This window comes from Rhizobium sp. P1_E6 (assembly GCF_056405875.1).
The window spans coordinates 180,471-204,376 of record NZ_JBFUBG010000002.1 but is presented as its reverse complement, the minus strand read 5'-3'; the positions used below and the strand labels follow the sequence as shown (position 1 = coordinate 204,376).

General features: G+C 60.0%; 23 protein-coding genes and 1 pseudogene. 12 read left to right on the top strand and 12 right to left on the bottom strand.

The features are described from left to right. The first annotated feature begins 32 nt into the window (after positions 1–32). Positions 33–1,505, top strand: coding sequence for an NAD(P)H-hydrate dehydratase (locus AC1D35_RS02545; protein WP_113310102.1), 1,473 nt, complete (start codon positions 33–35; stop codon positions 1,503–1,505). A 4-nt stretch (positions 1,506–1,509) separates the two neighbouring features. Here the strand turns inward: AC1D35_RS02545 and AC1D35_RS02540 are convergent, their stop codons facing one another. The 3 genes from AC1D35_RS02540 to uvrA are packed head-to-tail and all read right to left on the bottom strand — an operon-like array spanning position 1,510 to position 5,741. Further along, complete coding sequence (locus tag AC1D35_RS02540) at positions 1,510–2,316, bottom strand: DUF72 domain-containing protein (protein WP_113310101.1); 807 nt, start codon at positions 2,314–2,316, stop codon at positions 1,510–1,512. Positions 2,317–2,340: 24 nt separating this feature from the next. Next, the gene (locus tag AC1D35_RS02535) at positions 2,341–2,820 is read right to left on the bottom strand and encodes a GNAT family N-acetyltransferase (RefSeq protein WP_113310100.1); all 480 of its coding nucleotides are present in this window, start codon (positions 2,818–2,820) and stop codon (positions 2,341–2,343) included. After that, positions 2,817–5,741, bottom strand: coding sequence for an excinuclease ABC subunit UvrA (gene uvrA, locus AC1D35_RS02530; protein WP_113310099.1), 2,925 nt, complete (start codon positions 5,739–5,741; stop codon positions 2,817–2,819). The genes AC1D35_RS02535 and uvrA overlap by 4 nt, the downstream gene beginning before the upstream one ends. Before the next feature lie 256 nt (positions 5,742–5,997). On the opposite strand from uvrA, the gene AC1D35_RS02525 reads away from it, so the two are divergent. Then, positions 5,998–6,570, top strand: a complete 573-nt coding sequence (locus tag AC1D35_RS02525) for a single-stranded DNA-binding protein (RefSeq protein WP_113295551.1) — start codon at positions 5,998–6,000, stop codon at positions 6,568–6,570. A gap of 47 nt (positions 6,571–6,617) precedes the next feature. On the opposite strand, the gene AC1D35_RS02520 is transcribed toward AC1D35_RS02525, so the two are convergent. Beyond that, on the bottom strand, positions 6,618–7,265 hold the full coding sequence (locus AC1D35_RS02520) for a MarC family protein (protein WP_113295550.1): 648 nt from the start codon (positions 7,263–7,265) through the stop codon (positions 6,618–6,620). Positions 7,266–7,490: 225 nt separating this feature from the next. Here AC1D35_RS02520 and gyrA point away from each other — a divergent pair, with 225 nt between their 5' ends. The 5 genes from gyrA (at position 7,491) to AC1D35_RS02495 (ending at position 13,698) form a co-directional block, all read left to right on the top strand. After that, a complete protein-coding gene (gene gyrA, locus AC1D35_RS02515; RefSeq protein ID WP_113310098.1) occupies positions 7,491–10,292 on the top strand; it encodes a DNA gyrase subunit A in 2,802 nt (933 codons plus the stop codon). A 95-nt stretch (positions 10,293–10,387) separates the two neighbouring features. Beyond that, positions 10,388–11,881, top strand: coding sequence for an FAD-binding oxidoreductase (locus tag AC1D35_RS02510; RefSeq protein ID WP_113310097.1), 1,494 nt, complete (start codon positions 10,388–10,390; stop codon positions 11,879–11,881). A gap of 10 nt (positions 11,882–11,891) precedes the next feature. Then, on the top strand, positions 11,892–12,299 hold the full coding sequence (locus AC1D35_RS02505; RefSeq protein WP_113310096.1) for a hypothetical protein: 408 nt from the start codon (positions 11,892–11,894) through the stop codon (positions 12,297–12,299). Further along, positions 12,296–13,372 carry a hypothetical protein gene (locus tag AC1D35_RS02500; RefSeq protein ID WP_477938211.1) on the top strand — a complete coding sequence of 359 codons (1,077 nt, stop codon included), beginning with the start codon at positions 12,296–12,298 and terminating at the stop codon, positions 13,370–13,372. The genes AC1D35_RS02505 and AC1D35_RS02500 overlap by 4 nt, the downstream gene beginning before the upstream one ends. A 23-nt stretch (positions 13,373–13,395) precedes the next feature. Continuing rightward, complete coding sequence (locus tag AC1D35_RS02495) at positions 13,396–13,698, top strand: hypothetical protein (protein WP_477938210.1); 303 nt, start codon at positions 13,396–13,398, stop codon at positions 13,696–13,698. 62 nt (positions 13,699–13,760) lie between these two features. Here the strand turns inward: AC1D35_RS02495 and AC1D35_RS02490 are convergent, their stop codons facing one another. The 3 genes from AC1D35_RS02490 to AC1D35_RS02480 form a co-directional block, all read right to left on the bottom strand. Then, positions 13,761–13,895 carry a hypothetical protein gene (locus AC1D35_RS02490; RefSeq protein WP_477836226.1) on the bottom strand — a complete coding sequence of 45 codons (135 nt, stop codon included), beginning with the start codon at positions 13,893–13,895 and terminating at the stop codon, positions 13,761–13,763. 39 nt (positions 13,896–13,934) lie between these two features. After that, positions 13,935–14,144, bottom strand: a complete 210-nt coding sequence (locus tag AC1D35_RS02485; RefSeq protein WP_113295545.1) for a hypothetical protein — start codon at positions 14,142–14,144, stop codon at positions 13,935–13,937. Between the two features lie 104 nt (positions 14,145–14,248). Further along, positions 14,249–14,515: a hypothetical protein gene (locus AC1D35_RS02480; protein WP_113310094.1), complete on the bottom strand. Its 267-nt coding sequence runs from the start codon at positions 14,513–14,515 to the stop codon at positions 14,249–14,251. Positions 14,516–14,605: 90 nt separating this feature from the next. Here AC1D35_RS02480 and coaD point away from each other — a divergent pair, with 90 nt between their 5' ends. The 5 genes from coaD to tgt all read left to right on the top strand — a co-directional run bounded on the left by coaD (position 14,606) and on the right by tgt (position 18,519). Further along, positions 14,606–15,100 carry a pantetheine-phosphate adenylyltransferase gene (gene coaD, locus AC1D35_RS02475; protein ID WP_113310093.1) on the top strand — a complete coding sequence of 165 codons (495 nt, stop codon included), beginning with the start codon at positions 14,606–14,608 and terminating at the stop codon, positions 15,098–15,100. Positions 15,101–15,126: 26 nt separating this feature from the next. Then, positions 15,127–15,699 (top strand): peptidylprolyl isomerase, encoded by a 573-nt coding sequence (locus AC1D35_RS02470; RefSeq protein ID WP_113295542.1) that lies wholly within the window; start codon positions 15,127–15,129, stop codon positions 15,697–15,699. A 25-nt stretch (positions 15,700–15,724) separates the two neighbouring features. Continuing rightward, on the top strand, positions 15,725–16,234 hold the full coding sequence (locus AC1D35_RS02465) for a peptidylprolyl isomerase (RefSeq protein WP_113295541.1): 510 nt from the start codon (positions 15,725–15,727) through the stop codon (positions 16,232–16,234). 72 nt (positions 16,235–16,306) lie between these two features. Next, a complete protein-coding gene (queA, locus tag AC1D35_RS02460) occupies positions 16,307–17,392 on the top strand; it encodes a tRNA preQ1(34) S-adenosylmethionine ribosyltransferase-isomerase QueA (RefSeq protein ID WP_113310092.1) in 1,086 nt (361 codons plus the stop codon). Further along, entirely contained in the window at positions 17,389–18,519 is a 1,131-nt protein-coding gene (tgt, locus tag AC1D35_RS02455) for a tRNA guanosine(34) transglycosylase Tgt (protein ID WP_113310091.1), read from the top strand. Before queA ends, tgt begins: the two co-directional genes overlap by 4 nt. Here tgt and AC1D35_RS02450 read toward each other — a convergent pair whose 3' ends face one another. The 5 genes and pseudogenes from AC1D35_RS02450 to AC1D35_RS02430 form a co-directional block, all read right to left on the bottom strand. Further along, positions 18,520–18,948, bottom strand: coding sequence for a DUF4864 domain-containing protein (locus AC1D35_RS02450; protein ID WP_113295538.1), 429 nt, complete (start codon positions 18,946–18,948; stop codon positions 18,520–18,522). It abuts the gene before it with no gap. Positions 18,949–19,024: 76 nt separating this feature from the next. Beyond that, on the bottom strand, positions 19,025–20,290 hold the full coding sequence (gene fabF / locus AC1D35_RS02445; RefSeq protein WP_113310090.1) for a beta-ketoacyl-ACP synthase II: 1,266 nt from the start codon (positions 20,288–20,290) through the stop codon (positions 19,025–19,027). Between the two features lie 115 nt (positions 20,291–20,405). Continuing rightward, complete coding sequence (locus AC1D35_RS02440; RefSeq protein ID WP_477938214.1) at positions 20,406–20,912, bottom strand: winged helix-turn-helix transcriptional regulator; 507 nt, start codon at positions 20,910–20,912, stop codon at positions 20,406–20,408. 54 nt (positions 20,913–20,966) lie between these two features. After that, positions 20,967–21,240 (bottom strand): annotated as a pseudogene (locus tag AC1D35_RS02435) (hypothetical protein); the annotation flags it as partial. Between the two features lie 138 nt (positions 21,241–21,378). Then, positions 21,379–23,727 (bottom strand): calcium-binding protein, encoded by a 2,349-nt coding sequence (locus AC1D35_RS02430; RefSeq protein WP_113295534.1) that lies wholly within the window; start codon positions 23,725–23,727, stop codon positions 21,379–21,381. Positions 23,728–23,906 lie beyond the last annotated feature (179 nt).

The following is a 23,906-nucleotide window of genomic DNA, read 5'->3' as shown; positions in this document are numbered from 1 at the left end:
TTTTTTAGGCGCTTTTTCAATTGAATGGGGGCATGAGCAAACATCTTTCCGATCTCCTCCTGGCGCCTGTCGAAATGGCTGCAGCCGATAAGGCCGCCGCCGAATCCGGAATCGATTCCTATGGCCTGATGGAGAAGGCGGGGGCCGCGGTCGCGGCTGCGGCTTTGCGCCTTTATCCGGGCGCCTCGCGCTTTGCCGTCCTCTGCGGTCCCGGCAACAATGGTGGCGACGGCTATGTCGTCGCCCGGCTCATGCTGGAGAGCGGTGCGCGGACGGAGATCTTCCATCTCGGCGATCCGGCCAGGCTGAAGGGTAACGCAGCTCGGGCGAGGGCTGCCTGTACGCGGAAGGGACTGGATATCGGCGACTATGATCCGCAACTAGGCGATATTGTTATCGATGGTCTCTTCGGGGCCGGCCTCGCGCGCGATGTTCCGGCCGATGTGGCTCATCTGATTGGCAAGATCGACGCTGCCAAAATTCCCGTCATCGCCATTGACCTGCCATCCGGTCTCGACGGGCGCACCGGCAGCGTGCTCGGCGCTGCCTTCCGCGCGGCACATACCGTGACTTTCATGACTCGCAAACCCGGCCATCTGCTGATGCCGGGCAGGGAGCTCTGCGGAGAGCTGGAAGTCTTCGATATCGGTATTCCAGGACGTATCATCAGGGCGCAGACGAGCGGCCTCGTAGCCGAGAACACGCCCGCTGCCTGGCGCGCCGCCATGCCTGCCGAACGGCTGGAGACACACAAATACAAGCGCGGCCATCTCGTCGTGTTTTCAGGAGAGGCGAGCAAGACAGGGGCAGCCCGCATGTCGGCCATGGCGGGCCTGAAGGCTGGGGCAGGGCTGGTGACCATAGCGGCGCCGACTGAAGCTCTTGCCGCCAACGGCGCTCACCTGACTGCCATCATGCTGCACGCCATCGACGATGCGGCTGCATTGGAGGATTGGCTCGGGGATGCGCGCCTCCAGACCTTCGTTCTCGGCCCCGGTTTCGGTATCGGAAAGAAGGCCCGCGATTTTGTGTCCCTGTTGTGCGACCGCCATCTCATTCTCGATGCCGACGGCATCAGTTCCTTCAAGGATGATCCGAAGGTGCTTTTCGAGCTGTTCGCAGGAGAACCGCGCCTTGTACTGACGCCGCATGACGGCGAGTTCGCCCGCCTCTTTCCCGATATCGCCGCCGACAAGAAGGCAGGCAAGGTGGACAAGGCGCTTGCCGCTGCTCGTCGCGCCAACGCAGCAGTCATCTACAAGGGCGCCGATACCGTCATCGCCTCGCCGGACGGCCGGGCGCTGATCAATACCAATGCACCGGCCTGGCTCGCGACCGCCGGCTCGGGCGATGTACTTGCGGGCATCATCGGCGGCCTGCTCGCCCAGGGCCTGCCGGCCTTCGAGGCAGCAGCTGCCGGCGTCTGGCTGCACGGAGAGGCGGGGCAGCGCGCCGGCAAGGGGCTGACGGCCGAAGATCTCGCCGCGCACGCGCTGCCTTTTTGAGCGATCAGCCGTCAGCGTGTTTCTGCAGGGCGATTGCCCCATGCGGCGCATTGACCTTGCCCTCATGGATCATGAAGGCAAAGACGTCGCGCGGTTCGACCTTGACCTTCCTGTCCTTGTCGATCAGCGGCAGATCGTCGGGAACCTTGCCTTCGGCCCATATCTGAAGCCGCTTGGTCCAGTCCTCCAGCTCTTTTTCCGGATAGCAGGTCGGAATATCGTCCGATCCCTTCTGCAGCCGGGTATAGACGAAATCCGCCGTCACGTCGGCAATCATCGGATAGTCGAAATGCTCGGCGCAGACGGGCGCCACGCCGTATTTCTCAAGAAGTGCCACGAATTCCGGCACCTTGAAGGAGTCGTGGCGGACCTCCACGACATGGCGCAGCTTCAGCCCGTCCTGCTTTTCCGGCAGCAGCTTCAGGAAGGCTTCGAAATCATCGGGCTCGAATTTCTTCGTCGGTGCGAACTGCCAGAGCAGAGGGCCGAGATGATCGCCGAGTTCGCTGATACCCGACGACAGGAATTTCTCCATCGACTCCCAGGCTTCGGCAAGCACCCTCCGGTTTGTGGTGTAACGCGTTGCCTTCAGCGAAAAGATGAAACCGTCAGGCACGTCGGCGGCCCATTTAGCGAAGACTGCCGGCTTCTGCGTGCTGTAATAGGTGCCGTTGACCTCGATAACCTTAAGCTGGCGGCTGGCATAGTTCAGCTCGTCCTTCTGCTTGAGGTCGGCCGGAAAGAAATGGCCGCGCCACGGTTCGAAAGTCCAGCCGCCGATACCCACGCGGATCGTGCCCGATTTGCTCATCTGTTCCTCCTCGCTTTTGATCCCCTAGATCACGCCAACCTTCTTTGACCCGTCGACCGTCTTTGCCATGTCGACGATGGTCCATCCTGGCCGATAGGGATTGGGCCGGCGACCCGTTTCCTGAAAACCGAAGGCGCAATAGAGCGCAATGTTCCGCTCCATGCGCGCATTTGTATAAAGCCGGATCTCCGTCACGGCCCATTCCCGCGACTTGTCTTCCAGCCAGCGCAGCATGGCCACGCCATGTCCCGCCTTCTGAGCGTCAGGCGATACCGCGATACTGAAAAGCATCACGTGGTCGGCGTGGCGCTCGATGACGGAAAGTCCCACCACCGCGCGGTCCGCCTCCCGCAGCCAGACCTCGCCTCGCTCGATGCGCGGCACATAATCTTCCGTCACCGGGATCGGCGGATAGCCGAAAAGATCGGTGTAGGGCTGATAGGCAGCCGATGTCAGCGCCACGACCGCAGGCAGTTCCGCAATCGTGGCGAGCCGCATCGTCATTCCGCTGCTGCGACCGTCTTCTTGACCGGCCGCCGCTCCAGCAACTCCTTGAGGAAATGGCCGGTATAGGAGCGCTTCTCCTTGACGATCGTCTCGGGTGTGCCGACGGCCACGATCTCGCCACCACCGTCGCCGCCCTCAGGACCGAAATCGAGGATCCAGTCGGCCGTCTTGATGACCTCGAGATTGTGCTCGATGACCACGACAGAATTGCCTTGATTGACCAATTCGTGCAGCATCTCCAGAAGCTTGGCGACGTCATGGAAGTGCAGGCCGGTGGTCGGCTCGTCGAGAATATAAAGTGTGCGGCCCGTCGAACGCTTCGACAATTCCTTGGCGAGCTTGACGCGCTGCGCCTCGCCGCCCGACAGCGTATTGGCCTGCTGGCCGACCTTGATGTAACCGAGGCCGACATCGAAAAGTGACTGCAGCTTGTCACGTACCGCCGGGACCGCGGTGAAGAATTCGACGCCTTCTTCCACCGTCATATCCAGCACGTCGGAAATCGACTTGCCCTTGAAGGTGACGTCGAGCGTTTCGCGGTTGTAACGCTTGCCGTGGCAGACGTCGCAGGTGACGTAGACATCAGGCAGGAAATGCATCTCGATCTTGATGACGCCGTCGCCCTGGCATGCCTCGCAGCGGCCGCCCTTGACGTTGAAGGAGAAGCGGCCCGGCTGATAACCGCGCGCTTTCGCCTCCGGCAGACCGGCAAACCAGTCGCGGATCGGTGTGAAGGCGCCGGTATAGGTCGCCGGGTTCGAACGCGGCGTGCGACCGATCGGCGACTGATCGATGTCGATCACCTTGTCGATATGCTCAAAGCCATCGATGCGATCGTGATCGGCAGGGATTTCACGCGCACCCATGACGCGACGCGCCGCCGACTTGTAAAGCGTCTCGATCAGGAAGGTGGACTTGCCGCCGCCCGAAACACCCGTCACCGCCGTAAAGACGCCGAGCGGAATTGCCGCCGTGACATTCTTCAGATTGTTGCCGCGGGCGCCGACGACCTTGATCTCCTTGCCCTTCTTCGGCTTGCGGCGTTCGTCGGGCAGGGTCACGCCAAGTTCGCCGGAGAGATATTTCCCGGTCAGCGACTTCGGATTGGCCATGATTTCTTGCGGCGTGCCATGCGCCACTACCTGGCCGCCATGCACGCCGGCTGCCGGGCCGATATCGACCACATCGTCGGCCGTCAGGATCGCGTCCTCGTCATGCTCTACGACGATGACCGTGTTGCCGATGTCGCGCAGGTGCTTCAGCGTGTCGAGAAGCCGTGCATTGTCGCGCTGGTGCAGGCCGATCGACGGCTCGTCGAGTACATAGAGAACGCCGGTCAAGCCGGAGCCGATCTGCGAGGCAAGCCGGATACGCTGGCTTTCACCGCCTGACAGCGTACCGGAATTGCGTGACAGGCTGAGATATTCGAGGCCTACATCGTTCAGGAACCGCAAGCGGTCGCGGATTTCCTTGAGAATCCGCACGGCAATCTCATTCTGCTTGGCGTTGAAGGTCGCCGGCAGCGTCTCGAACCAGTCGCGAGCGATGCGGATCGACATCTGGGTGACTTCGCCGATATGCAGCTTGTTGATTTTCACGGCGAGCGCCTCAGGCTTCAGGCGATAGCCGTTGCAGGACGGGCAGGGGGCTGCCGACATGAAGCGCTCAATATCCTCGCGCGCCCAGGCGGAATCCGTTTCCTTCCAGCGCCGTTCGAGATTGGGCACGATGCCCTCGAAATTCTTCGAGGTCGTGTAAGTGCGTGCGCCGTCGGCATAATGGAATTCGATCTTCTCCTCGGTGCCGTTCAGGATGACATCCCTGGCCTTTTCGGGGAGATCGTTCCAGCGGCTGCCGAGCTTGAAGCCGAAATGCTTGCCGAGCGCTTCGAGCGTCTGGTTGTAGTAGGGCGAGGTCGACTTGGCCCAGGGCGCGATGGCGCCGTCGCGCAGCGTGCGCTCAGGCTCAGGCACGATCAGATCAGGGTCGATCTTCTGCTGTGAGCCGAGACCGTCGCAGGTCGGGCAGGCGCCGAAGGGATTGTTGAACGAAAAGAGCCGTGGCTCGATCTCCGGAATGGTGAAGCCGGAAACCGGGCAGGCAAACTTTTCCGAAAACAGCACACGCTCATGCGTCTCGTTGAGCGACTTGTTGGCCGAGCCGCCGGCCGAGGTTTCTTCGGGCGGAAGCGGCTTGTCGGCGAATTCGGCAACGGCAAGGCCGTCGGCGAGCTTCAGCGCCGTCTCGAAACTGTCGGCAAGGCGCGATGCCATATCCGGCCGTACGACAATACGGTCGATGACAATGTCGATATCGTGCTTGTACTTCTTGTCGAGAACAGGCGCATCGGCGATCTCGTAGAACTGGCCGTCCACCTTGACGCGCTGGAAGCCCTTTTTCATGAGCTCCGCCAGCTCTTTCTTGTACTCGCCCTTACGTCCGCGGATCATCGGCGCCAATATATAAAGACGCGTGCCTTCCTCGAAAGCCAGCACCCGATCGACCATCTGGCTGACCGTCTGGCTTTCGATCGGCAGGCCCGTCGCAGGCGAGTAGGGAACGCCGACGCGCGCAAACAAGAGGCGCATATAGTCGTAGATTTCCGTAACCGTGCCGACCGTCGAGCGTGGATTGCGCGAGGTCGTCTTCTGCTCGATCGAGATCGCCGGCGACAGCCCGTCGATCTGGTCGACATCGGGCTTCTGCATCATTTCCAGGAACTGGCGCGCATAGGCCGAAAGGCTTTCGACATAGCGGCGCTGTCCCTCGGCATAGATCGTGTCGAAGGCAAGCGAGGACTTGCCGGATCCGGAGAGGCCGGTCATGACGATGAGCTTGTTGCGCGGCAGATCGAGGTCGATGCCCTTCAGATTATGCTCACGCGCGCCACGGATGGAGATCGTCTTCAGTTCGCTCATCGTCTCTGCTTCAAGTCGTTTGGGGGAATAACAGCCCTTATGTAGTGATGCCGGTGGGCGAGTCGAGGCTGAATGTCCGGAACAACAAAGGTTTTCGATTCTGTTGACAGGATCATAGCGAATAAATAGAACAAATAAAGAACAAAATTCCTTGTGGATTAAGCGGGGCTGGATGCGCACCGCTTGTCCTCTATGGTTTAGAGTATGTCGATGGTTTTGAACGCCGCCGGTCAGGGCGGCAGTAAGGTGAAATGATATGGCTGGCAGTGTGAACAAGGTAATTCTGATCGGAAACGTGGGCGCCGACCCCGAAATCCGCCGCACGCAGGATGGCCGGCCGATCGCCAACCTCCGCATCGCGACGTCTGAAACATGGCGCGACCGCAATTCCGGCGAGCGCCGCGAAAAGACAGAATGGCACACCGTAGTGGTCTTCAACGAAGGCCTCTGCAAGGTCGTCGAGCAATATGTGAAGAAGGGCGCCAAGCTATATATCGAAGGCGCGCTGCAGACCCGCAAGTGGCAGGACCAGACTGGCGCCGACCGCTACTCGACGGAAGTCGTGCTGCAGGGCTTCAATTCGACGCTGACGATGCTCGACGGGCGCGGAGGTGAGGGCGGCGGTGCTGGCTCCGGCTTCGGCGGCGGCCGTGGCGGCGACGATTTCGGTGGCGGCGGTTATGGCGACGATTACGGTGCGCCGGCGCAGTCATCCGGCGGTGGCCGTAGCGGTAGCGGTGGTGGACGTAGTGGCGGAAGCAGCGGCGGCGGTAGTAGTGCCGGCGGCGGCAACTTCTCGCGTGATCTCGACGACGACATTCCGTTTTGATCGGTCTTGTTCAGTAGTCTTGCAAACGGCGCCCAAGGGCGCCGTTTTCATGTCGGTGTGGCGCTGATCAGGTTGAGCGCCGATTTTGCCCCATCGATAACGAACTGGGCGGCAAGCGCTGCCAGGATGACTCCGAGAAGGCGGGTCAGGATTGCCCGGCCCGTGACGCCGAGGAAGCGGTCTAGCCGGTCGGCGAGGAAAAGCACCACCAACGTGATCAGCAAGCAGGCCGCGATAACGCCGATCAGTTGCGCCCGCTCGACGGTGGAGGGAAGGGTGCCTCCCAGCAGGATCGTCGCGGAAATGGCGCCCGGCCCGGCAATCAGCGGCAGTGCCAGCGGGAAGACGGCAATATTCTCGATATGATCCTTGGTAATCGCCACTTCCGTGGTCTTTTCCTTACGGTCCTGGCGCTTCTCGAACACCATTTCGAAAGCGATCCAGAACAGCAGCAGGCCGCCCGCCAGCCGGAAGGCACCGATGGAAATGCCGAGCACGCCGAGCACGCTGGAGCCGAACAGTGCGAAGACGGCTAGGATGATGAAGGCGATGGTCGAGCCGCGCAACGCCACCTGCTTGCGCTCCTGGCGGGTCATGCCGACAGTGAGACCGAGAAAGAGCGGGGCGAGCCCCGGCGGATCGATGGTGACGAGCAGCGTCGTAAACGCGTTGATCAGTTGGTCGGCGCTTGCCATCGCTTCTCCAAAACCCCATATAGATGCTTGTTTTTGATGATTGTGATGTGCGGCTTCCGATTTGGCAAATGCATGGTCGCTGATTGTCTCCTACCCACGGGCAAATGGCGCGATTTGCCCTCTTTCGACCGCAAAAGCCTGTTCAAAACCCCTGGCTAAATTGGCGCGGGAACAGGCTTTCCGCTATAAATCTTCAAGTGATTCTAGAAGAGAACGTGAACCGTTTTGACTGAGCAAACACCCCCCGGCGGCGGGAAGCTCCCGCCAGGCATCGAGCCCATCTCCATTATAGAGGAAATGCAGAGGTCGTACCTCGATTACGCGATGAGCGTAATCGTGTCCCGCGCGCTTCCCGACGTGCGTGACGGCCTCAAGCCCGTGCACCGGCGCATTCTCTACGGCATGTCCGAACTCGGCATCGACTGGAACAAGAAATACGTCAAGTGCGCCCGCGTCACCGGTGACGTGATGGGTAAATACCATCCGCACGGCAACGCTGCGATCTATGACGCGCTCGCCCGCATGGCGCAGCATTGGTCGCTGCGCCTGCCGCTGATCGATGGCCAGGGCAATTTCGGCTCCGTCGACGGTGACCCGCCGGCGGCCGAACGTTACACCGAATGCCGCCTGCAGAAGGCCGCCCATTCGTTGCTCGACGACCTCGACAAGGAAACGGTCGATTTCCGCGACAACTATGACGGCACGCTCTCCGAGCCGATGGTCGTGCCCGCGAAGTTCCCGAACTTGCTGGTCAACGGCGCTGGCGGCATCGCCGTCGGCATGGCGACCAATATTCCGCCGCATAACCTGTCTGAGGTCATCGACGGCTGCATTGCGCTGATCAACGATCCGGCGATCGAGCTGCCGGACCTGATGCAGATCATTCCAGGTCCGGATTTCCCGACCGGCGCCAAGATCCTCGGCCGCGCCGGCATCCGTTCGGCCTATGAAACCGGCCGCGGTTCCGTCATCATGCGCGGCGTTGCCGCCATCGAGCCGATGCGCGGCGATCGCGAACAGATCATCATCACCGAAATTCCCTATCAGGTGAACAAGGCGACGATGATCGAGAAGATGGCCGAGCTGGTGCGCGAGAAGCGCATCGAAGGCATTTCCGATCTGCGCGACGAGTCCGACCGTCAGGGCTACCGCGTTGTCGTCGAGCTGAAGCGCGATGCCAATGCCGACGTCATCCTGAATCAGCTTTACCGCTACACGCCGCTGCAGACCTCCTTCGGCTGCAACATGGTGGCGCTGAACGGCGGCAAGCCGGAACAGCTGACGTTGCTCGACATGCTCCGCGCCTTCGTCTCCTTCCGCGAGGAAGTCGTTAGCCGGAGAACCAAATTCCTGCTTCGCAAGGCGCGTGAACGCGCGCACGTCTTGGTCGGTCTGGCAATTGCCGTCGCCAATATCGATGAGGTCATCCGCGTCATCCGTCAGGCGCCCGACCCGCAGTCGGCCCGCGAAGAACTGATGACCCGCCGCTGGCCGGCGGAAGATGTCGAAAGTCTGATCCGCCTGATCGATGACCCGCGTCATCGCATCAACGAGGACCTGACCTACAATCTCTCCGAAGAGCAGGCCCGCGCGATCCTCGAGCTCCGCCTTGCCCGCCTGACGGCCCTCGGCCGCGACGAAATCGGTGATGAACTCAATAAGATAGGCGAGGAAATCAAAGACTATCTCGATATCCTGTCGTCGCGCGTCCGCATCCAGACGATCGTCAAGGACGAGCTGACCGCGGTCCGCGACGAGTTCGGCACGCCGCGTCGCACCGAGATCATCGATGGTGGTCTCGAGATGGATGATGAGGACCTCATCGCCCGCGAAGACATGGTCGTGACCGTCTCGCACCTCGGTTACATCAAGCGCGTGCCGCTCGCGACCTACCGCGCACAGCGCCGCGGCGGCAAGGGCCGCTCGGGCATGACCACCCGTGACGAGGATTTCGTTAGCCGGCTATTCGTGGTCAATACCCATACGCCGGTTCTGTTCTTCTCCTCGCGTGGCATCGTCTATAAGGAGAAGGTCTGGCGTCTGCCGATCGGCACGCCGACTTCTCGCGGCAAGGCGTTGATCAACATGCTGCCGCTGGCGTCAGGCGAACGCATCACCACCATCCTGCCGCTGCCTGAGGACGAAGACAGCTGGGACAACCTCGACGTCATGTTCTCGACGACGCGTGGTACGGTCCGCCGCAACAAGCTGTCGGACTTCGTCCAGGTGAACCGCAACGGCAAGATCGCCATGAAGCTGGACGAGGAGGGGGATGAAATCCTCTCCGTCGAGACCTGCACCGATCAGGACGACGTCCTGCTGACGACCGCGCTCGGCCAGTGCATCCGCTTCTCCGTCGATGATGTCCGCGTCTTTGCCGGCCGCAACTCCATCGGTGTGCGCGGTATCAATCTCGGGGATGGCGACCGCATCATCTCGATGACGATCGTCGGCCATGTCGACGCCGAGCCGTGGGAGCGCGCTGCCTATCTGAAGCGCTCTGCCGTCGAACGTCGTGCAACGGGTGTGGATGAAGAAGATATTGCTTTGGTCGGTGAAGAAGTCACCGAAGAGGGACAGCTTTCCGACGAGCGTTATGAAGAGCTGAAGGCACGCGAGCAGTTCGTGCTGACGGTTTCGGAAAAGGGCTTCGGCAAGCGGTCGTCTTCTTATGACTTCCGTATCTCCGGCCGCGGCGGCAAGGGCATTCGCGCTACCGATACGTCGAAGACAGGTGAAATCGGCGAACTCGTCGCCGCATTCCCGATCGACGACGGCGATCAGATAATGCTCGTCTCCGATGGCGGCCAGTTGATCCGCGTGCCTGTTGGCGGCATCCGCATCGCCAGCCGCGCGACCAAGGGCGTCACGATCTTCTCGACCGCCAAGGATGAGAAGGTCGTTTCCGTCGAGCGTATCAGCGAGCCGGAAGAGGAAGAGACGGCGGAAAACGGTGACGAAGCTGCCGCTTCCGAAGGCGAAGCTCCTGCTGCGGGCGAAGCAGACGAAACCCCATCGGCTGAATAATTCAGCACTTTCTCATTGCAGACCGGGCGGCCCCTGCCGCCCGGTTTTTTATTGCGCTATGAAGGACTTGCCGATTCGTCCGGAGGGGGAATGTTATGGGCAAGTGGACAAGGCGCGGGGTGCTCGCCGGTATTTCGGCCGCAGCCGGTGTTGCGGCGGGGCGTTTCCTGCTTCAGCCGCAAAGCGATCCGGGACCGGCCTTTCCAGCGGAACCTCCCCTCGAAGACCCAACGACCATTCTTAATGATGCGGGAGAGCTGACGCCGACGCGGGTCGCCGCACATCTGACGGTGAAGGAGCCGCCGCAGGAGGCGATGATCGGCCAATTGCGCGCGGCACTTGCCGAGGCGGTCAAGGCCAACAGGCCCTTCATCGCCAGCGCCGCACGCCATTCGATGGGCGGCCAGAGCCTCGCCGAAAACGGTACGGCTCTGACGCTGGATCAGGATTGGCTGGAGGCGGATACGGCCGCCAAGACTTATCGTGTCGCCGCCGGCACGCGCTGGTCGACGATCATCTCCAAGCTCGATGCGATAGGCTTTTCGCCCGCCGTCATGCAGTCCAACAATGACTTCGGCGTTGCCAGCACCTTTTCGGTCAACGCCCATGGCTGGCCGGTTCCCTTCAGCGCGTGCGGCAGCACAGTCCGCTCCATCAGTATGATGACGGCGGACGGCAATCTGCTGACCTGCTCGCGGAGTGAGAATGCCGAACTCTTCAATCACGCCATGGGCGGGTATGGCCTTTTCGGAGTCATTACCGAACTCGAGCTCGATATGGTGCCAAACGTGCTGTTGCAGCCGACCTTTGAACATCTGGCAGGAGAGGATCTCGGACGGCGTTTTGCCGAGCTGTTGGCGAGCGACGGCTCGATCAATATGGCTTACGGCCGTATGGATATTTCGCTCGACCGCTTTTTTGAAGATGCGCTGCTGATCACCTATCGCGCCGCTGCTGACCAGGCGAATATTCCTCCGGCCTCCGGCTCCGGTTTCATCAGCCACGTTTCGCGTGAAATCTTCCGAGCACAGCTCGGTTGGGATACGGCCAAACATCTTCGCTGGTGGACCGAGGCTGTCGTCAATCCGTCGATATCAGCGCAGTCGACACGCAACAGCTTGATGAACGAACCCGTCATCACGCTCGATGATCGCACTCCCTTCCGCACCGACATCCTGCACGAATATTTCGTTTCGCCATCGCGCTTTGCCGATTTCGTTGCGGCCTGCCGGGATGTCATTCCGGCGTCCTATCAGCAACTCCTCAACATCACGCTGCGCTACGTGAATACAGACCGCGACAGCGTACTGGCTTACGCTACGGAGCCTCGCATTGCCGCCGTCATGCTCTTCTCTCAGGAAAAGACCGTCAGAGGCGAGGCCGATATGCAGAGGATGACCGAAGCGCTGATCGAGCGCGTGCTTGATATTGGCGGCAGTTACTATCTGCCGTACCGGCCGCATGCCCGGCAGGATCAGTTTATCCGTGCTTATCCGCGCGCCCCGGAGTTTGCAGTGGCCAAGCGCCGGCTGGATCCCGGTCTAATTTTCCGCAATCATTTCTGGAATCGTTATCTCGGAAGCCTCTAGGAGGATTTGCATGTCCAGGCTTCGGCTTATTGCTGTGCTTTACACCGTGGCTCTGCTCTTTGCGGCGGCGTTGAATTACATCCCGGGACTGACGGATGCGGAAGGTCGAGCCTTCGGTATCTTCGCGCTGGATATCTACGACGACAGCCTGCACCTTGCCTCTGCCGCCTGGGCGGGCACAGCGGCGTTCCTGTCGGCCCGTGCGTCCCGAAACTTCCTTTTCTATTTCGGCCTGCTCTATTTCGGCGATGGTCTGCTTGGGCTGATCACCGGGTCGGGCTACCTCGACCTCGGTATCGTCAACTACGGCATTCAGAACCTACCCATCACGTTCAAGATTCTCGCCAACCTGCCGCATCTCTTTCTCGGCGGTGTCGCGATCGCGTCCAGCTATATCTTCCGCCGCGAGGCGCCATGATGCGGCGGTTTCTGAAAATCATCGGCTGGATGCTCGCGGTTCTCGTTGTCGCCATCCTTCTGCTGCTGAGCCCCGCTGCCTATGTCGAAACCTTCTGCCATGCCGATCCTGAAGCGGATAATTACCTGCCGCTGATATCGGATCCCGAATTCCGGCGGCAGGAGGCGAATACCTATCTAACCTATCCGGAATGGCATATCGTCTACGCTTATGACGGCCTGGCCGAGACCCTGAAGACGGGTGATGAACATGGCTTCGGCTATCTTTCCAGCGTGAAGGATTTCTGGGTGGCCGACTGTGCGCTGACGCGGATAGCCGACCGCCACGGTGGTGCCGACACAGAAACCCGGATGATGATCGCCACCATCGGCGTCAGCTTCACGCTCGAAATGGGCATGAAGGCCGCCTACGAGGAAACGATCGGTCACATTTTCGCGCTCTGGCGCGGCAGCGAAAAGACGCCGCAGGATCTTATCGCCCGCGATATGGCGATCGACTACGCTGCCTTTCTGCGCCAGACCCCGTGGTACAAATATCCTTTCCAACCCTGGATCGACCGGCTTTGGGCCGCACCCGTGGAAGCGCCGCTGCGAGGCTGGGAACGCCGGTTGGCGATTGGCGGCGAATGGCATGCCAAAATCGCTTATGCCGGGATGATCGCCGATGCTGTGGCCGCGACCGGTCAGGCTAAGCTGACGATCCGCTCCGTCGTATCGGGGCTGCCGACATCAGCGTTTGCTGCAATACCGGACGTATCGATCGTTTCGGAAAGCGCAGATGGTGTCGTGATCGAGACGCCCCGATATGACCGCTTCACTCATATCCTTTCGAATATCGCCAGGGCGGGCGGTTCAATCCGCGAGATTGCCGGCAATGACGACATCATGGTGTCTCTGACGGTACCCTCAGGTTCGCAACAGAACAATCTCCCCGGTGAGGTGATCACGCGCCTACCACGCACCGGTTTTGATAGTGACCGCCTGCTTCTGTCGGTCAAAATGGCAGATCTCGCGCCTCTGCTGCGGGAACGGCAGATTGCTGATCCCGGCCTTGAGCATATATTTGACTTCTGAGGCATGGGGCAGGCGATGGTATGATGGCACGTTTGGCACGCAGGACAGGCGTTGCGATAGCGGTCGTTGCCGCAGCCTTCGCGCTGTTTGCGCTCGTCTTTGCGGCAACGGGCGAGGCGCCGGCCGCCATGGTCTTCAGTGCCCGCGCTATAAAGCCCGGCGCGTTGCCGGAAGGTGTCTCCATCCTTCGATGGGGCAGGGGTTACGTCGTGGTGACGAGCGAGCGCTCCGACTACGTGCGCGCGCTCTACGGCAGAGGCGCCATTCTTGTGTTGCCGCTACGGAAGAGCGGCTGTCTGGCACTTCGCCCTACAGCTTCGACTTGACGAAAAAGCCGGACGCAGAACATCCGGCTTTGTATTCGCTGTTATTGCTCCGGGAGGAGAGCCTAGAAAGTGCTGTGCTTCTCGTTCAGCGACTTCACTTCCTCGCTCTCACGGCGCAGCGCGGAAATCGTCGAAGTCACGGACACTATGAACATGATGCTGATGAGTGCAGTAAGAACTGTCAGGATCGTGAACATGGTGGCGTTCCTTTCTGTGGGGAGTTGCGTTCACGCCCCTCAGTACTGGCCGAGAACGCTTGCGGCGCGAGCCGAAGCGAACGGACCATATACCTTGGAGGCATCGACCTTTTGATTGTCATAGAGAGCGATTGTGGCAGTCAGCATGCCCGTAATCATTACCATCCAGAGCATGTTAATCATGGTGATCTTGCCAGGCATCTTAATCCCCTTCCTGCCGCGCTTCCGCATCTCATATGTGTCGATCATTGAACGCATCCGTCTTAAATTGGTTCCCGCCGGATGTTGGCGGGGTGTTTAACAACCGTGATCTGAAGCGACCTTGAATACCGTGTTCATCTGCCGTTCAGAATTCAAACCGGTTGGCGCATATGGCCAAGCTGACGCATGATGGCCGCATGTTCGTTGACTTCCGGGCGCACCCAGCCGAGCTGATGCCGATCTGCGAGATAACCGTAGAAAAGCTCCGTAAGCAGCGAAAAAATAACGGCTATTGCAATAAGGACGATCAGCATGATCTCAGTCTTTCCGGGAGGACCGCCACCGGGACCGGCAGCGGCTGTGTTGATGGCCCGAGTAAAGCAGATCGTATCTGAAACGGTCTTGAACGTGCCGTTCATTCATCGTTCAGCAGCGCTGGCAGCTAGGCTAAATAACTTGCGGGAAGACGGCTTCCATGACAAAAGGCGTCAAACGAACGGCCGGGCCATATGACGACAGCTTTCTATCCGGGGTCCTTCGACCCGATCACCAATGGACACGTCGACGTGCTGGTGCAGGCGCTGAACGTCGCCGAGAAAGTGATCGTCGCGATCGGCATCCACCCCGGCAAGGCGCCGCTCTTCTCTTTTGAGGAAAAGGCAGAGCTGATCCGCGCCTCGCTGGCCGAAGTACTGCCGGAAAAGAGCGGGCATATTGACGTCGTCTCTTTTGATAACCTTGTGGTCGACGCCGCGCGCGAGCATGGCGCAAGCCTTCTGATCCGCGGCCTGCGCGATGGCACTGATCTCGACTACGAAATGCAGATGGCCGGCATGAATCGGCAGATGGCGCCCGATATCCAGACCATCTTTCTGCCGGCAGGCACGGCCTCGCGGCCTATTACCGCCACATTGGTGCGACAGATCGCAGCCATGGGTGGAGATGTCAGTGCCTTCGTGCCGGCCGCCGTCTTGCAAGCCCTGAAATCCAAGCGCAAAGCCTAAGGCGGCATCGCCTCAACGGAGCTCACATGAAACTCTTTTATCTTGCATTTGCCGGCGTGCTCTATCTCGCCTCCTTCGCGGGCGACGCTCTTGCGCAGGCTGCCGATCACTACGTCACCATCCAGCTGAAGAGTGGCCCGGTCGTTATTCAACTGATGCCTGATGTCGCGCCGAAACACGTGGCGCAGATCGAGGCGCTGGTGAAGAAGGGCGAGTACGACAATGTCGCCTTCCACCGCGTTATCCCCGGCTTCATGGCCCAGACCGGCGACGTGAAATACGGCAACATGGAAAAGAACTTTGATGCGAGCCAGGCCGGCACCGGCGGTTCCGATCTGCCCGACCTCCCGGCTGAATTTTCCAAGACGCCCTTCGTCCGCGGTACGGTCGGCATGGCGCGCTCGCAGGATCCGAATTCCGCCAACTCGCAGTTCTTCATCATGTTTGCAGACGGTTCCTTCCTGAACGGTCAGTACACGGTCGTCGGCAAGGTTGTCTCCGGTATGGAAAACGTCGACAAGATCAAGAAGGGCGAAGGCCAGAACGGCGAAGTCAGCAATCCTGACCGCATGATCAAGGTCACGATGGGCAAGAAGTAAGTTCAAGACGAGAAGGAGAACGACAATGGCCGAGATCAAGGATCCGGAAAACACCATCATTCTGGAAACCACCAAGGGCAAGGTTGTCATCCAGCTTCTGCCGCAGGTCGCGCCCGAGCATGTCAAGCGCATCAAGGAACTCGCGCGCGAGAAGGCCTATGACGGCGTGGTCTTCCACCGCGTCATCGCCGACTTCATGGCGCAGACGGGTGATGTGGAGTTCGGAAAGAAGGGCGGCGAGAATTTCAACCCGGGCCGCGCCGGTATGGGTGGTTCTTCGAAGGACGATCTCAAGGCTGAATTCTCCGCAACGCCGCATGTTCGCGGCACCTGCTCGATGGCCCGTTCGCAGAGCCCGAACTCGGCAAATTCCCAGTTCTTCATCTGCTTTACCGACGCTCCGTGGCTGAACAAGCAGTATTCCGTCTGGGGTCAGGTCATCGAAGGCATGGACAACATCGACAAGATCAAGAAGGGCGAACCCGTTTCCGATCCGGATTCGATCGTCTCCTTGCGGGTTGCCGCCGACGTCTGATTGTGATTTCTGCTGAAACCCGCCCAGGCGCGAGAGCGCGGGGCGGGTTTCGCTTTGCCTGAAAGTGCCTGGATGCGCGTAGACCTCTTCGATTTCGACCTGCCGGATGAACGCATTGCGCTGCGGCCCGCCGAGCCGCGCGATAGCGCGCGCCTGCTCGTCGTCGATCCGAATGCGCAGATAGTGTTTTCCGATCACCAGGTCTCCGATCTGCCGTCCTTCCTGCGGGCAGGCGATGCGCTGGTCTTCAACGATACCAAAGTCATTCCAGCCCAGCTTGAAGGCATTCGCCATCGCGAGGGCGCCGGCGGCCAGCAGGTTTCTGCCACACTCCACATGCGTATCGGCGCCAACAAATGGAAGGCCTTCGCCAAGCCCGGAAAACGCATCAAGGAAGGCGACCGTATCGCCTTCGGCCATGGCGGCGAAAGCTGCATGCTCGGCTCGCTCGATGCTACCGTCGAGGAAAAGGGCGAAGCGGGTGAGGTGACGCTCTCCTTCGATCTCTCCGGCCCGACGCTCGATGAGGCGATTGCCAGCGTCGGCCATATTCCGCTGCCACCCTATATCGCCGCCAAGCGTCCGGAGGACGAACGCGACCGCGCCGACTACCAGACCATTTATGCGCGGGAGGAGGGCGCTGTCGCTGCACCCACCGCCGGCCTGCATTTCACGCCTGATCTGTTCGAGGCACTCGACGAGGCCGGTATCGAACGGCATTTCGTGACGCTGCATGTCGGTGCCGGCACCTTTCTGCCGGTCAAGGCCGACGATACCGACGATCACAAGATGCATCTCGAAAGCGGCTATGTCAGCGCCGAGATCGCTGCGAGGCTGAATGCCGTACGGGAGAGGGGCGGACGCATCATCTGCGTCGGCACGACATCGCTGCGGCTGATCGAGAGCGCTGCCGAAGAGGGTGGTGAGATCAAGCCTTGGGCTGGCGCGACCGGCATCTTCATCACGCCCGGCTACCGCTTCAAGGCGGTCGATATCCTCATGACGAACTTCCACCTGCCGCGCTCGACGCTCTTCATGCTGGTCTCGGCCTTCGCCGGTTTCGACACCATGCACGCGGCCTATGAACATGCCATTTCGACAGGCTACCGCTTCTATTCCTACGGCGACGCCAGCCTTCTTTTCCGGAAAGACAAATGACCGAGAACTTCCAGTTCACCCTCAAGAAGACCGATGGCGGTGCGCGCCTCGGTGAAGTTTCCATGCCGCGCGGTACGATCCGCACGCCGGCCTTCATGCCGGTCGGCACTGTTGGCACGGTCAAGGCAATGTATCTCGATCAGGTCCGCGAGACGGGTGCCGACATCATCCTCGGCAATACCTATCACCTGATGCTGCGCCCGACGGCCGAACGCGTCGCCCGCCTCGGCGGCCTGCACAAGCTCATCCGCTGGGAACACCCGATCCTGACGGATTCCGGCGGTTTCCAGGTCATGTCTTTGTCAGGCCTGCGCAAGCTCGACGAGCAGGGCGTGACCTTCAAGTCGCATGTCGACGGCAGCCTGCATCACATGTCGCCGGAACGCTCCATAGAAATCCAGGGCTTGCTCGGCTCCGATATCCAGATGCAGCTCGATGAGTGCGTCGCGCTGCCGGCTGAACCGAAGGAAATCGAGCGCGCCATGGAAATGTCGCTGCGCTGGGCCGAGCGCTGCAAGGTCGCTTTCGGCAACCAGCCGGGCAAGGCGATGTTCGGCATCGTGCAAGGCGGCGATATACCGGCCCTGCGTGTCCGCTCGGCTGAAAAGCTCGCCGAGCTCGACCTGAAGGGCTATGCCGTCGGTGGTCTTGCCGTCGGTGAGCCGCAGGATGTCATGTTGAGAATGCTGGAAACGACACTTCCCGTCCTGCCAAGTGAAAAGCCGCGTTACCTGATGGGCGTCGGTACGCCTGACGATATGCTGAAATCAGTGGCACGCGGTATCGACATGTTCGATTGCGTAATGCCGACCCGTTCGGGCCGCCACGGGCTCGCCTTCACCCGCCGCGGCAAGGTCAATATCCGCAATGCCCGGCATGCGGAAGACATGCGCCCGCTCGACGATCAGTCGAACTGCCCGGCAACGCGTGATTATTCCCGCGCCTATCTCCACCATCTGGTTCGTGCCAACGAGGCGCTGGGCGGCATGCTGCTCTCCTGGCACAATCTGAACTATTACCAGGAACTGATGCAGGGCATCCGGAAGGCGATCGCCGAAGGCCGCTTCGCCGATTTCATGGCCGAGACAACAGAGGAATGGGCGAGGGGCGATCTCGAACCCGTCTGATCAGATGCCCTTGCTGTCGGCATTTGGGACGATCTGCACGCCGTTGATCTTGTAGCTTCCATCCGGCTGGCGGGCGACCTGATAGATTGCCGTCCAATCCTTGCCATCGCGGCCTGAGATCAACACTTCCTGATAGACCATCGCGCCGTCGTCGATCGATCTGTTGCGGCCGAAGGCATAGTTGCCGGGATGATAGACCGGTTCGTAGCTCTTCTTCACCATGGCGAAGAAGACGTTCTTGTCCGGATACATTGCCTTGATGCCAGGTGCCGCGAAGGAATAGGCCGTGTCGGCGTCATCCTTCAGGAACGCCCTGATCTGTTCCTCGATCATCGACTGCGTCGTCTGCACCGGATCTTCGGCATGGGCAGCCATGCCTGACATCGCGGATACGGCACACAGAACGAGCACTGCAAGGAAAGCGCGCATGGGACATCTCCGGCTATGTCAGCCGAAGTGTAGGCTATTTTGCGCGCAAGGAAAGAGGCCGATAAAACCCAGGGGCTCAGGACCAGCGGCGGAAGAGGGCACTGGCATTGACGCCTCCGAAACCGAAGCCGTTGGTGATCGCATATTCCATCGCCACCTTACGGGCCACCTTGCCGACGAGATCGATGCCTTCGGCAGCCGGGTCTGCCGTATCCAGATTGCGCGTCGGCGGGGCGATCTGGTTGCGCAGCGCAAGGATGGTGAAGATCGCCTCGAGACCGCCGGCTGCACCCAGAAGATGACCGGTCGCCGATTTGGTGGCACTGACAGCAATGCCGCCATCGCGGCCGAAAATCGTGCCGATCGCGGCAATCTCGCCTCTGTCGCCGACCGGTGTCGAGGTCGCATGGGCGTTGAGATGTTTGACCTCGGAAGCCGGAATTCTCGCTTGCCGCAATGCTGCCTCCATCGCCCGGCGGGCGCCATCGCCATCCTCCGGTCCGGCTGTCATATGATAGGCATCGGCAGCTGTGCCGTAGCCGACGAGCTCGGCAAGCGGTGTCGCGCCACGTGCCAGCGCATGCTCCAGAGTTTCGATGACCAGAATGCCGGCGCCTTCGCCCATCACGAAACCATCCCGCGCCGTATCGAACGGACGGGAGGCCAGTTCAGGCCTGTCGTTGAAACCGCTCGAGAGTGCGCGTGCCGCGGCAAAGCCGCCAAGGCTCACCTTGTCGATGCAGGCTTCCGAGCCACCGCAGATCGCGACGTCAGCTTCGCCGGATCGGATCAGGCGAGCTGCATCGCCGATGGCCTGAACGCTTGCCGCGCAAGCCGTCACCGGTGCGCCGAGCGGCCCTTTGAAGCCGTAGCGGATGCTGACCTGACCGGCCGCGAGATTGACGAGGAAGGAAGGCACGGTGAAGGGCGAGAGTCGCCGCACACCGCGCGTTTCAGCTGTGCGCACGGCATCCGCGATGGCCGGAAAGCCGCCGACGCCGGAGCCGATGATCGTTGCCGTCCGCTCGCGCTCATCCACGCCCTCGGGCATCCAGCCGGCCTGGCGCACCGCTTCGTCTGTCGCCATCATCGCGAACTGGATGAAGCGGTCCATCTTCTTCTGGTCCTTGGGCGGAACGGCGCGGTCGGGATCAAAACCGGCTTCGGTGTCCTCCTCGATGGAGGGCACGACCCCACCGACCTTGGCAGCGAGATCGCCGACCACGTCTTCAGGCAGTACGCGCAGGCCGGAACCACCAGCGACGAGCCGATTCCAAGCCGTCTCGACGCCAACGCCGAGCGGCGAAACAAGTCCCATACCGGTGACAACAATGCGTTCCATGGATTTGTCCTTTCTGAAGCAATTCTAGCAAAAATGCGCAGTAGTTTTGCGTTCGGAATTGCGTAAAAACAAAGAGATAGGGCATTCCCGTTGCTCGAAGAAAAACGGAAATGCCCTAGGCGTCGAGGCCGAGGTAGTAAGCGCGCATGCGGGCGATCCGTTCGCGGTCGCCATCGTTAGCGGCCGGTCCCGGCAGCAGGCAGGTGTTTTCGGGTTTCAGTTCTTCGCCGCTCTTTGCATCCACCAGGATGGGCCGGCGTTCCTCGCCGGAGGCGGCATTACCGAGCAGGAAGGCGAGATCGTCTTCGGGTGCATGTCGGCGCCCCCAGGAAAACAGGGCCATCAGAACGGGAAAGAAATCGCGTCCCTTGTCGGTCAGCACATATTCATAGCGAGCAGGGCGCTCACTATAGAGGCGCTTCTCGAACAGTCCTTCATCGATCAGATGCGCGAGCCGTCGTGTCRGGATGTTCGGCGCAATGCCGAGGCTCTTTTGGAATTCGTCGAAACGCATCAGCCCATGAAAGGCGTCGCGAAGGATCATCATGCTCCACCAGTCGCCGACACTGTCAAGCGCGCGAGCTGCCGGGCATTTGAAGTTGGCGAAGCTTGTTCGTTGCATCATGCAAGTCACTACAGAAGTCACTTGCATGATGCAAGTAACTTGTCGGGGGTTGTCTCGTTTGAAGATCCGCGTCAGCAGAAACACCGGATGTAAGAACGCCCGCTGCAACAAAGATCGTATCGCCGGGCGTGCCGCTATAAAGCAGCCCGATATTGGCTAAGAGCACGGGAGGGCGACGAGCAAATTGAACCGGCCCGGACGACATTGGTCGCCGGCGAACAGAGCTTCGCTCGCTGTAGCCAGACGAAAATATCCTGATGAACGGGAGCCGCTGACGCCCTGACGAAATGCGCACGCCGTTGGTCAGGAAGGCGGCCGCGATGATAGACGGTCCAGGGCAGTGGTCTCTCCGCCTGGCCGGTGGGGCGCATCGACAATGTGTCCATGCCCGGTATGCGACAAGCAGAAAAAGGGGCTCCGGAAAGGAGCCCCATGCAGGTCCGCCGCTTGAGGTAGTTTGACTTTAGAGGAACAGGAAATCGTCGTGATGAAGCGTCGCCAGATTGGAGAGCGTTGCGACCTGCACGGCAGCGCCGCGCCCGCTTCCGTCCGCGTCGTAGAAAAGCTTTCCGGCCGTTTGGTCATAGATCAGTCGATCATTCGTGTCCAAAGCCTTGGTGCCGAGCACGAAGTTTCCGGCGGAAAAATTCGCCGTATCGATCGCCGTGAAGATGTTGTGGTCAAGCACGATCTTGTCGCCGGCGCTTTCCGAAAAGTCCTCGATCCTGTCAATGTTACCGTAGGCGTTGGGCTTGACATTAAAAACGAAGTGGTCGGCTCCAGCTCCGCCATTCAGGATATCGTTGCCGTTGCCGCCGATGAGTTGGTCGCTTCCGGCGCCGCCTGAAAGCACGTTATCTCCGGTATTTCCAGTCAGAATGTTGTTTCCGGCATTGCCTGTGGCATTGATTGCCGACGAGCCCGTGAGCTTCAGATTTTCGACCGTGCCGAGCGTATTTGCCAGATTGAAGGATATGGACGCGTTGACGGTGTCAGTGCCGTTGCCACCTGTTTCGTCGACGATGTCGCCTGTCGAATCCACTTTGTAGGTGTCGTTGCCAAGACCACCGAGCATCCGGTCGTCACCCTTGCCGCCGTCGATGTCGTTGTTCCCGGCATTGCCGGTGAGGATATTGTTCGAAGCGTTGCCGGTCGCATCGACATTCGCCGACCCGATCAAGGTCAGGTTCTCGACGGTTCCGGTCACATCGTCCTTGTTCGCGAGGTTGAGGGAAACGTAGGATTTGATGATATCCTTGCCGGACCCGCCAGCTTCGATCACCACATCATAGGCGTTGTCGACGATATAGGTGTCGTCGCCAGCCCCGCCTTGCATGCGGTCCGCGCCTGCGCCGCCATCCAGCACGTTGGCTGCAGAATTGCCGACGAGAATATTGTCGAGCTCATTGCCCGTGGCGTTGATACTGGAATTTCCGGTCAGCGTCAGGTTCTCGATGGCCCCGATCGCATGCGCCTTGTCCGCCAGGCTGAAGGTGATCGACGACATGACGGTATCGGTCCCGCCGCCGCGGCTTTCGTCGGCAATATCGGTCGGGGCGGTGATAGTGAAGACGTCGTCTCCTGTGCCGCCATAGATGTGGCCGGGCTCCTGCGGCGCACCGGATCCCGCTGCTATGTTGATAATGATCGGATGGTCGACCACATCCACATTCAGGGAGGATATGTTGCTGAAGCTCTTGATCGGTGTGTTGCCCGTCAGCGGATCGTAGACCTGTACCGCCCCGAAAGCCCCGCCGAGGTTGACGTTGACGCTGTTCGTCGCCGCCTGGATTGCGGTGTCGGTCGTTTGGTTCCAGATATCGGGCTCGTTCCAGATGATGATCTGGTAGCTGCCATCAGATTTTTCCGTCAGGTAGCTGCGCGCCGTCGATGGCAGCCCGCTGATTGAATAATTGAGCGCCCCCGGATTGAAGCTTGCCTGGGTTGCGCCGTTATCATCAAGAATTTCCGTTAGATTGTGGATCGCGATTGCGGCCGGTTTGGGGGAGTAATCCAGGCGAAACAGCCCGAAATGTTTTTCCTGGTCGGAGCCCTGCGGATCTGAATAGGCGTCGAGAAGCTGGTAGATGAAGGTCCCCTTCGATCCGAGAAAGGCGCCGTCCATCAGCGTGTTGAGAAGCAGCTTTGCCTGCGTCGCCTCGTCGACGCCTTCCCATCCGCCATTGGTATCGGCCGAAAGCGACGTGTGATAGCCGATCTCGGTGACGGTGAGCGGTTTGCCGGAATCGGCTTGCATCTGGTCGCCCGATTCGCGCTGGAGCCAGGAGAAGGGCTGGTCGCCCTCCTTCGCATAGGTGTGGATCGTCGTGTAATCGTTGGATGAGGCCACCGTGTAACCGGTAAAGCCGAGCACCGGAATGTCCTTCAACAGCGGATCGGCGTTCACAGCGTTGAACAGGTCCTTTTGATAGGCAAGCGCCGCTGCCTCTCCCGACAATCCCTTATAGGAGACCGGCCAGTTATTGACCTCGTTCGGGCCTTCGATGCCGACGATCGAACCGGGATGCGCCTCCACGAAGGCATGCAGCCGCTGGACGACGGTGGCGGGAGTGTCATCGCGCCCCGAGACGAAAACGAATTTCACGCCGGCGTCCGCCGCATCCCCGAGATGGCCTTGACCATAGGGATCGGAGGCGGGGGTGGGAGCATGATCGCGAACCGTGTCGAGGCCGAGGTACCCCAAGGCTTTAACAACTTCTGCGATATTAGAGTATTTCCCATCCGTATAATCGATGTGTGTATCAATTCCGAAAGAGTCGATAACATCATTAATTCTAATAGCTTGGGCCATTATTGTAATCCTCGCCTGAAAGTAGAATTTATTGCTTTGATGGTATAGTGATTCCCTTCAAAAGCAATTTGACTTTATACAGTGGAATCCGCCAAAGTTATGATGTATTAACCATTCATTAACCATATTGTATTGCTCACAATATGTTTGTGAAGCCATGGCTGATTTGCCTGTACAAT

Excerpts from the sequence above, each read along its gene's own strand:
- AC1D35_RS02545 (WP_113310102.1), top strand. The coding sequence starts at position 33 with ATGAGCAAACATCTTTCCGATCTCCTCCTGGCGCCTGTCGAAATGGCT.
- AC1D35_RS02540 (WP_113310101.1), bottom strand. The coding sequence starts at position 2,316 with ATGAGCAAATCGGGCACGATCCGCGTGGGTATCGGCGGCTGGACTTTC.
- AC1D35_RS02535 (WP_113310100.1), bottom strand. The coding sequence starts at position 2,820 with ATGACGATGCGGCTCGCCACGATTGCGGAACTGCCTGCGGTCGTGGCG.
- uvrA (WP_113310099.1), bottom strand. The coding sequence starts at position 5,741 with ATGAGCGAACTGAAGACGATCTCCATCCGTGGCGCGCGTGAGCATAAT.
- AC1D35_RS02525 (WP_113295551.1), top strand. The coding sequence starts at position 5,998 with ATGGCTGGCAGTGTGAACAAGGTAATTCTGATCGGAAACGTGGGCGCC.
- AC1D35_RS02520 (WP_113295550.1), bottom strand. The coding sequence starts at position 7,265 with ATGGCAAGCGCCGACCAACTGATCAACGCGTTTACGACGCTGCTCGTC.
- AC1D35_RS02510 (WP_113310097.1), top strand. The coding sequence starts at position 10,388 with ATGGGCAAGTGGACAAGGCGCGGGGTGCTCGCCGGTATTTCGGCCGCA.
- AC1D35_RS02505 (WP_113310096.1), top strand. The coding sequence starts at position 11,892 with ATGTCCAGGCTTCGGCTTATTGCTGTGCTTTACACCGTGGCTCTGCTC.
- AC1D35_RS02500 (WP_477938211.1), top strand. The coding sequence starts at position 12,296 with ATGATGCGGCGGTTTCTGAAAATCATCGGCTGGATGCTCGCGGTTCTC.
- AC1D35_RS02495 (WP_477938210.1), top strand. The coding sequence starts at position 13,396 with ATGGCACGTTTGGCACGCAGGACAGGCGTTGCGATAGCGGTCGTTGCC.
- AC1D35_RS02490 (WP_477836226.1), bottom strand. The coding sequence starts at position 13,895 with ATGTTCACGATCCTGACAGTTCTTACTGCACTCATCAGCATCATGTTC.
- AC1D35_RS02485 (WP_113295545.1), bottom strand. The coding sequence starts at position 14,144 with ATGATCGACACATATGAGATGCGGAAGCGCGGCAGGAAGGGGATTAAG.
- AC1D35_RS02480 (WP_113310094.1), bottom strand. The coding sequence starts at position 14,515 with ATGAACGGCACGTTCAAGACCGTTTCAGATACGATCTGCTTTACTCGG.
- coaD (WP_113310093.1), top strand. The coding sequence starts at position 14,606 with ATGACGACAGCTTTCTATCCGGGGTCCTTCGACCCGATCACCAATGGA.
- AC1D35_RS02470 (WP_113295542.1), top strand. The coding sequence starts at position 15,127 with ATGAAACTCTTTTATCTTGCATTTGCCGGCGTGCTCTATCTCGCCTCC.
- AC1D35_RS02465 (WP_113295541.1), top strand. The coding sequence starts at position 15,725 with ATGGCCGAGATCAAGGATCCGGAAAACACCATCATTCTGGAAACCACC.
- queA (WP_113310092.1), top strand. The coding sequence starts at position 16,307 with ATGCGCGTAGACCTCTTCGATTTCGACCTGCCGGATGAACGCATTGCG.
- tgt (WP_113310091.1), top strand. The coding sequence starts at position 17,389 with ATGACCGAGAACTTCCAGTTCACCCTCAAGAAGACCGATGGCGGTGCG.
- AC1D35_RS02450 (WP_113295538.1), bottom strand. The coding sequence starts at position 18,948 with ATGCGCGCTTTCCTTGCAGTGCTCGTTCTGTGTGCCGTATCCGCGATG.
- fabF (WP_113310090.1), bottom strand. The coding sequence starts at position 20,290 with ATGGAACGCATTGTTGTCACCGGTATGGGACTTGTTTCGCCGCTCGGC.
- AC1D35_RS02430 (WP_113295534.1), bottom strand. The coding sequence starts at position 23,727 with ATGGCCCAAGCTATTAGAATTAATGATGTTATCGACTCTTTCGGAATT.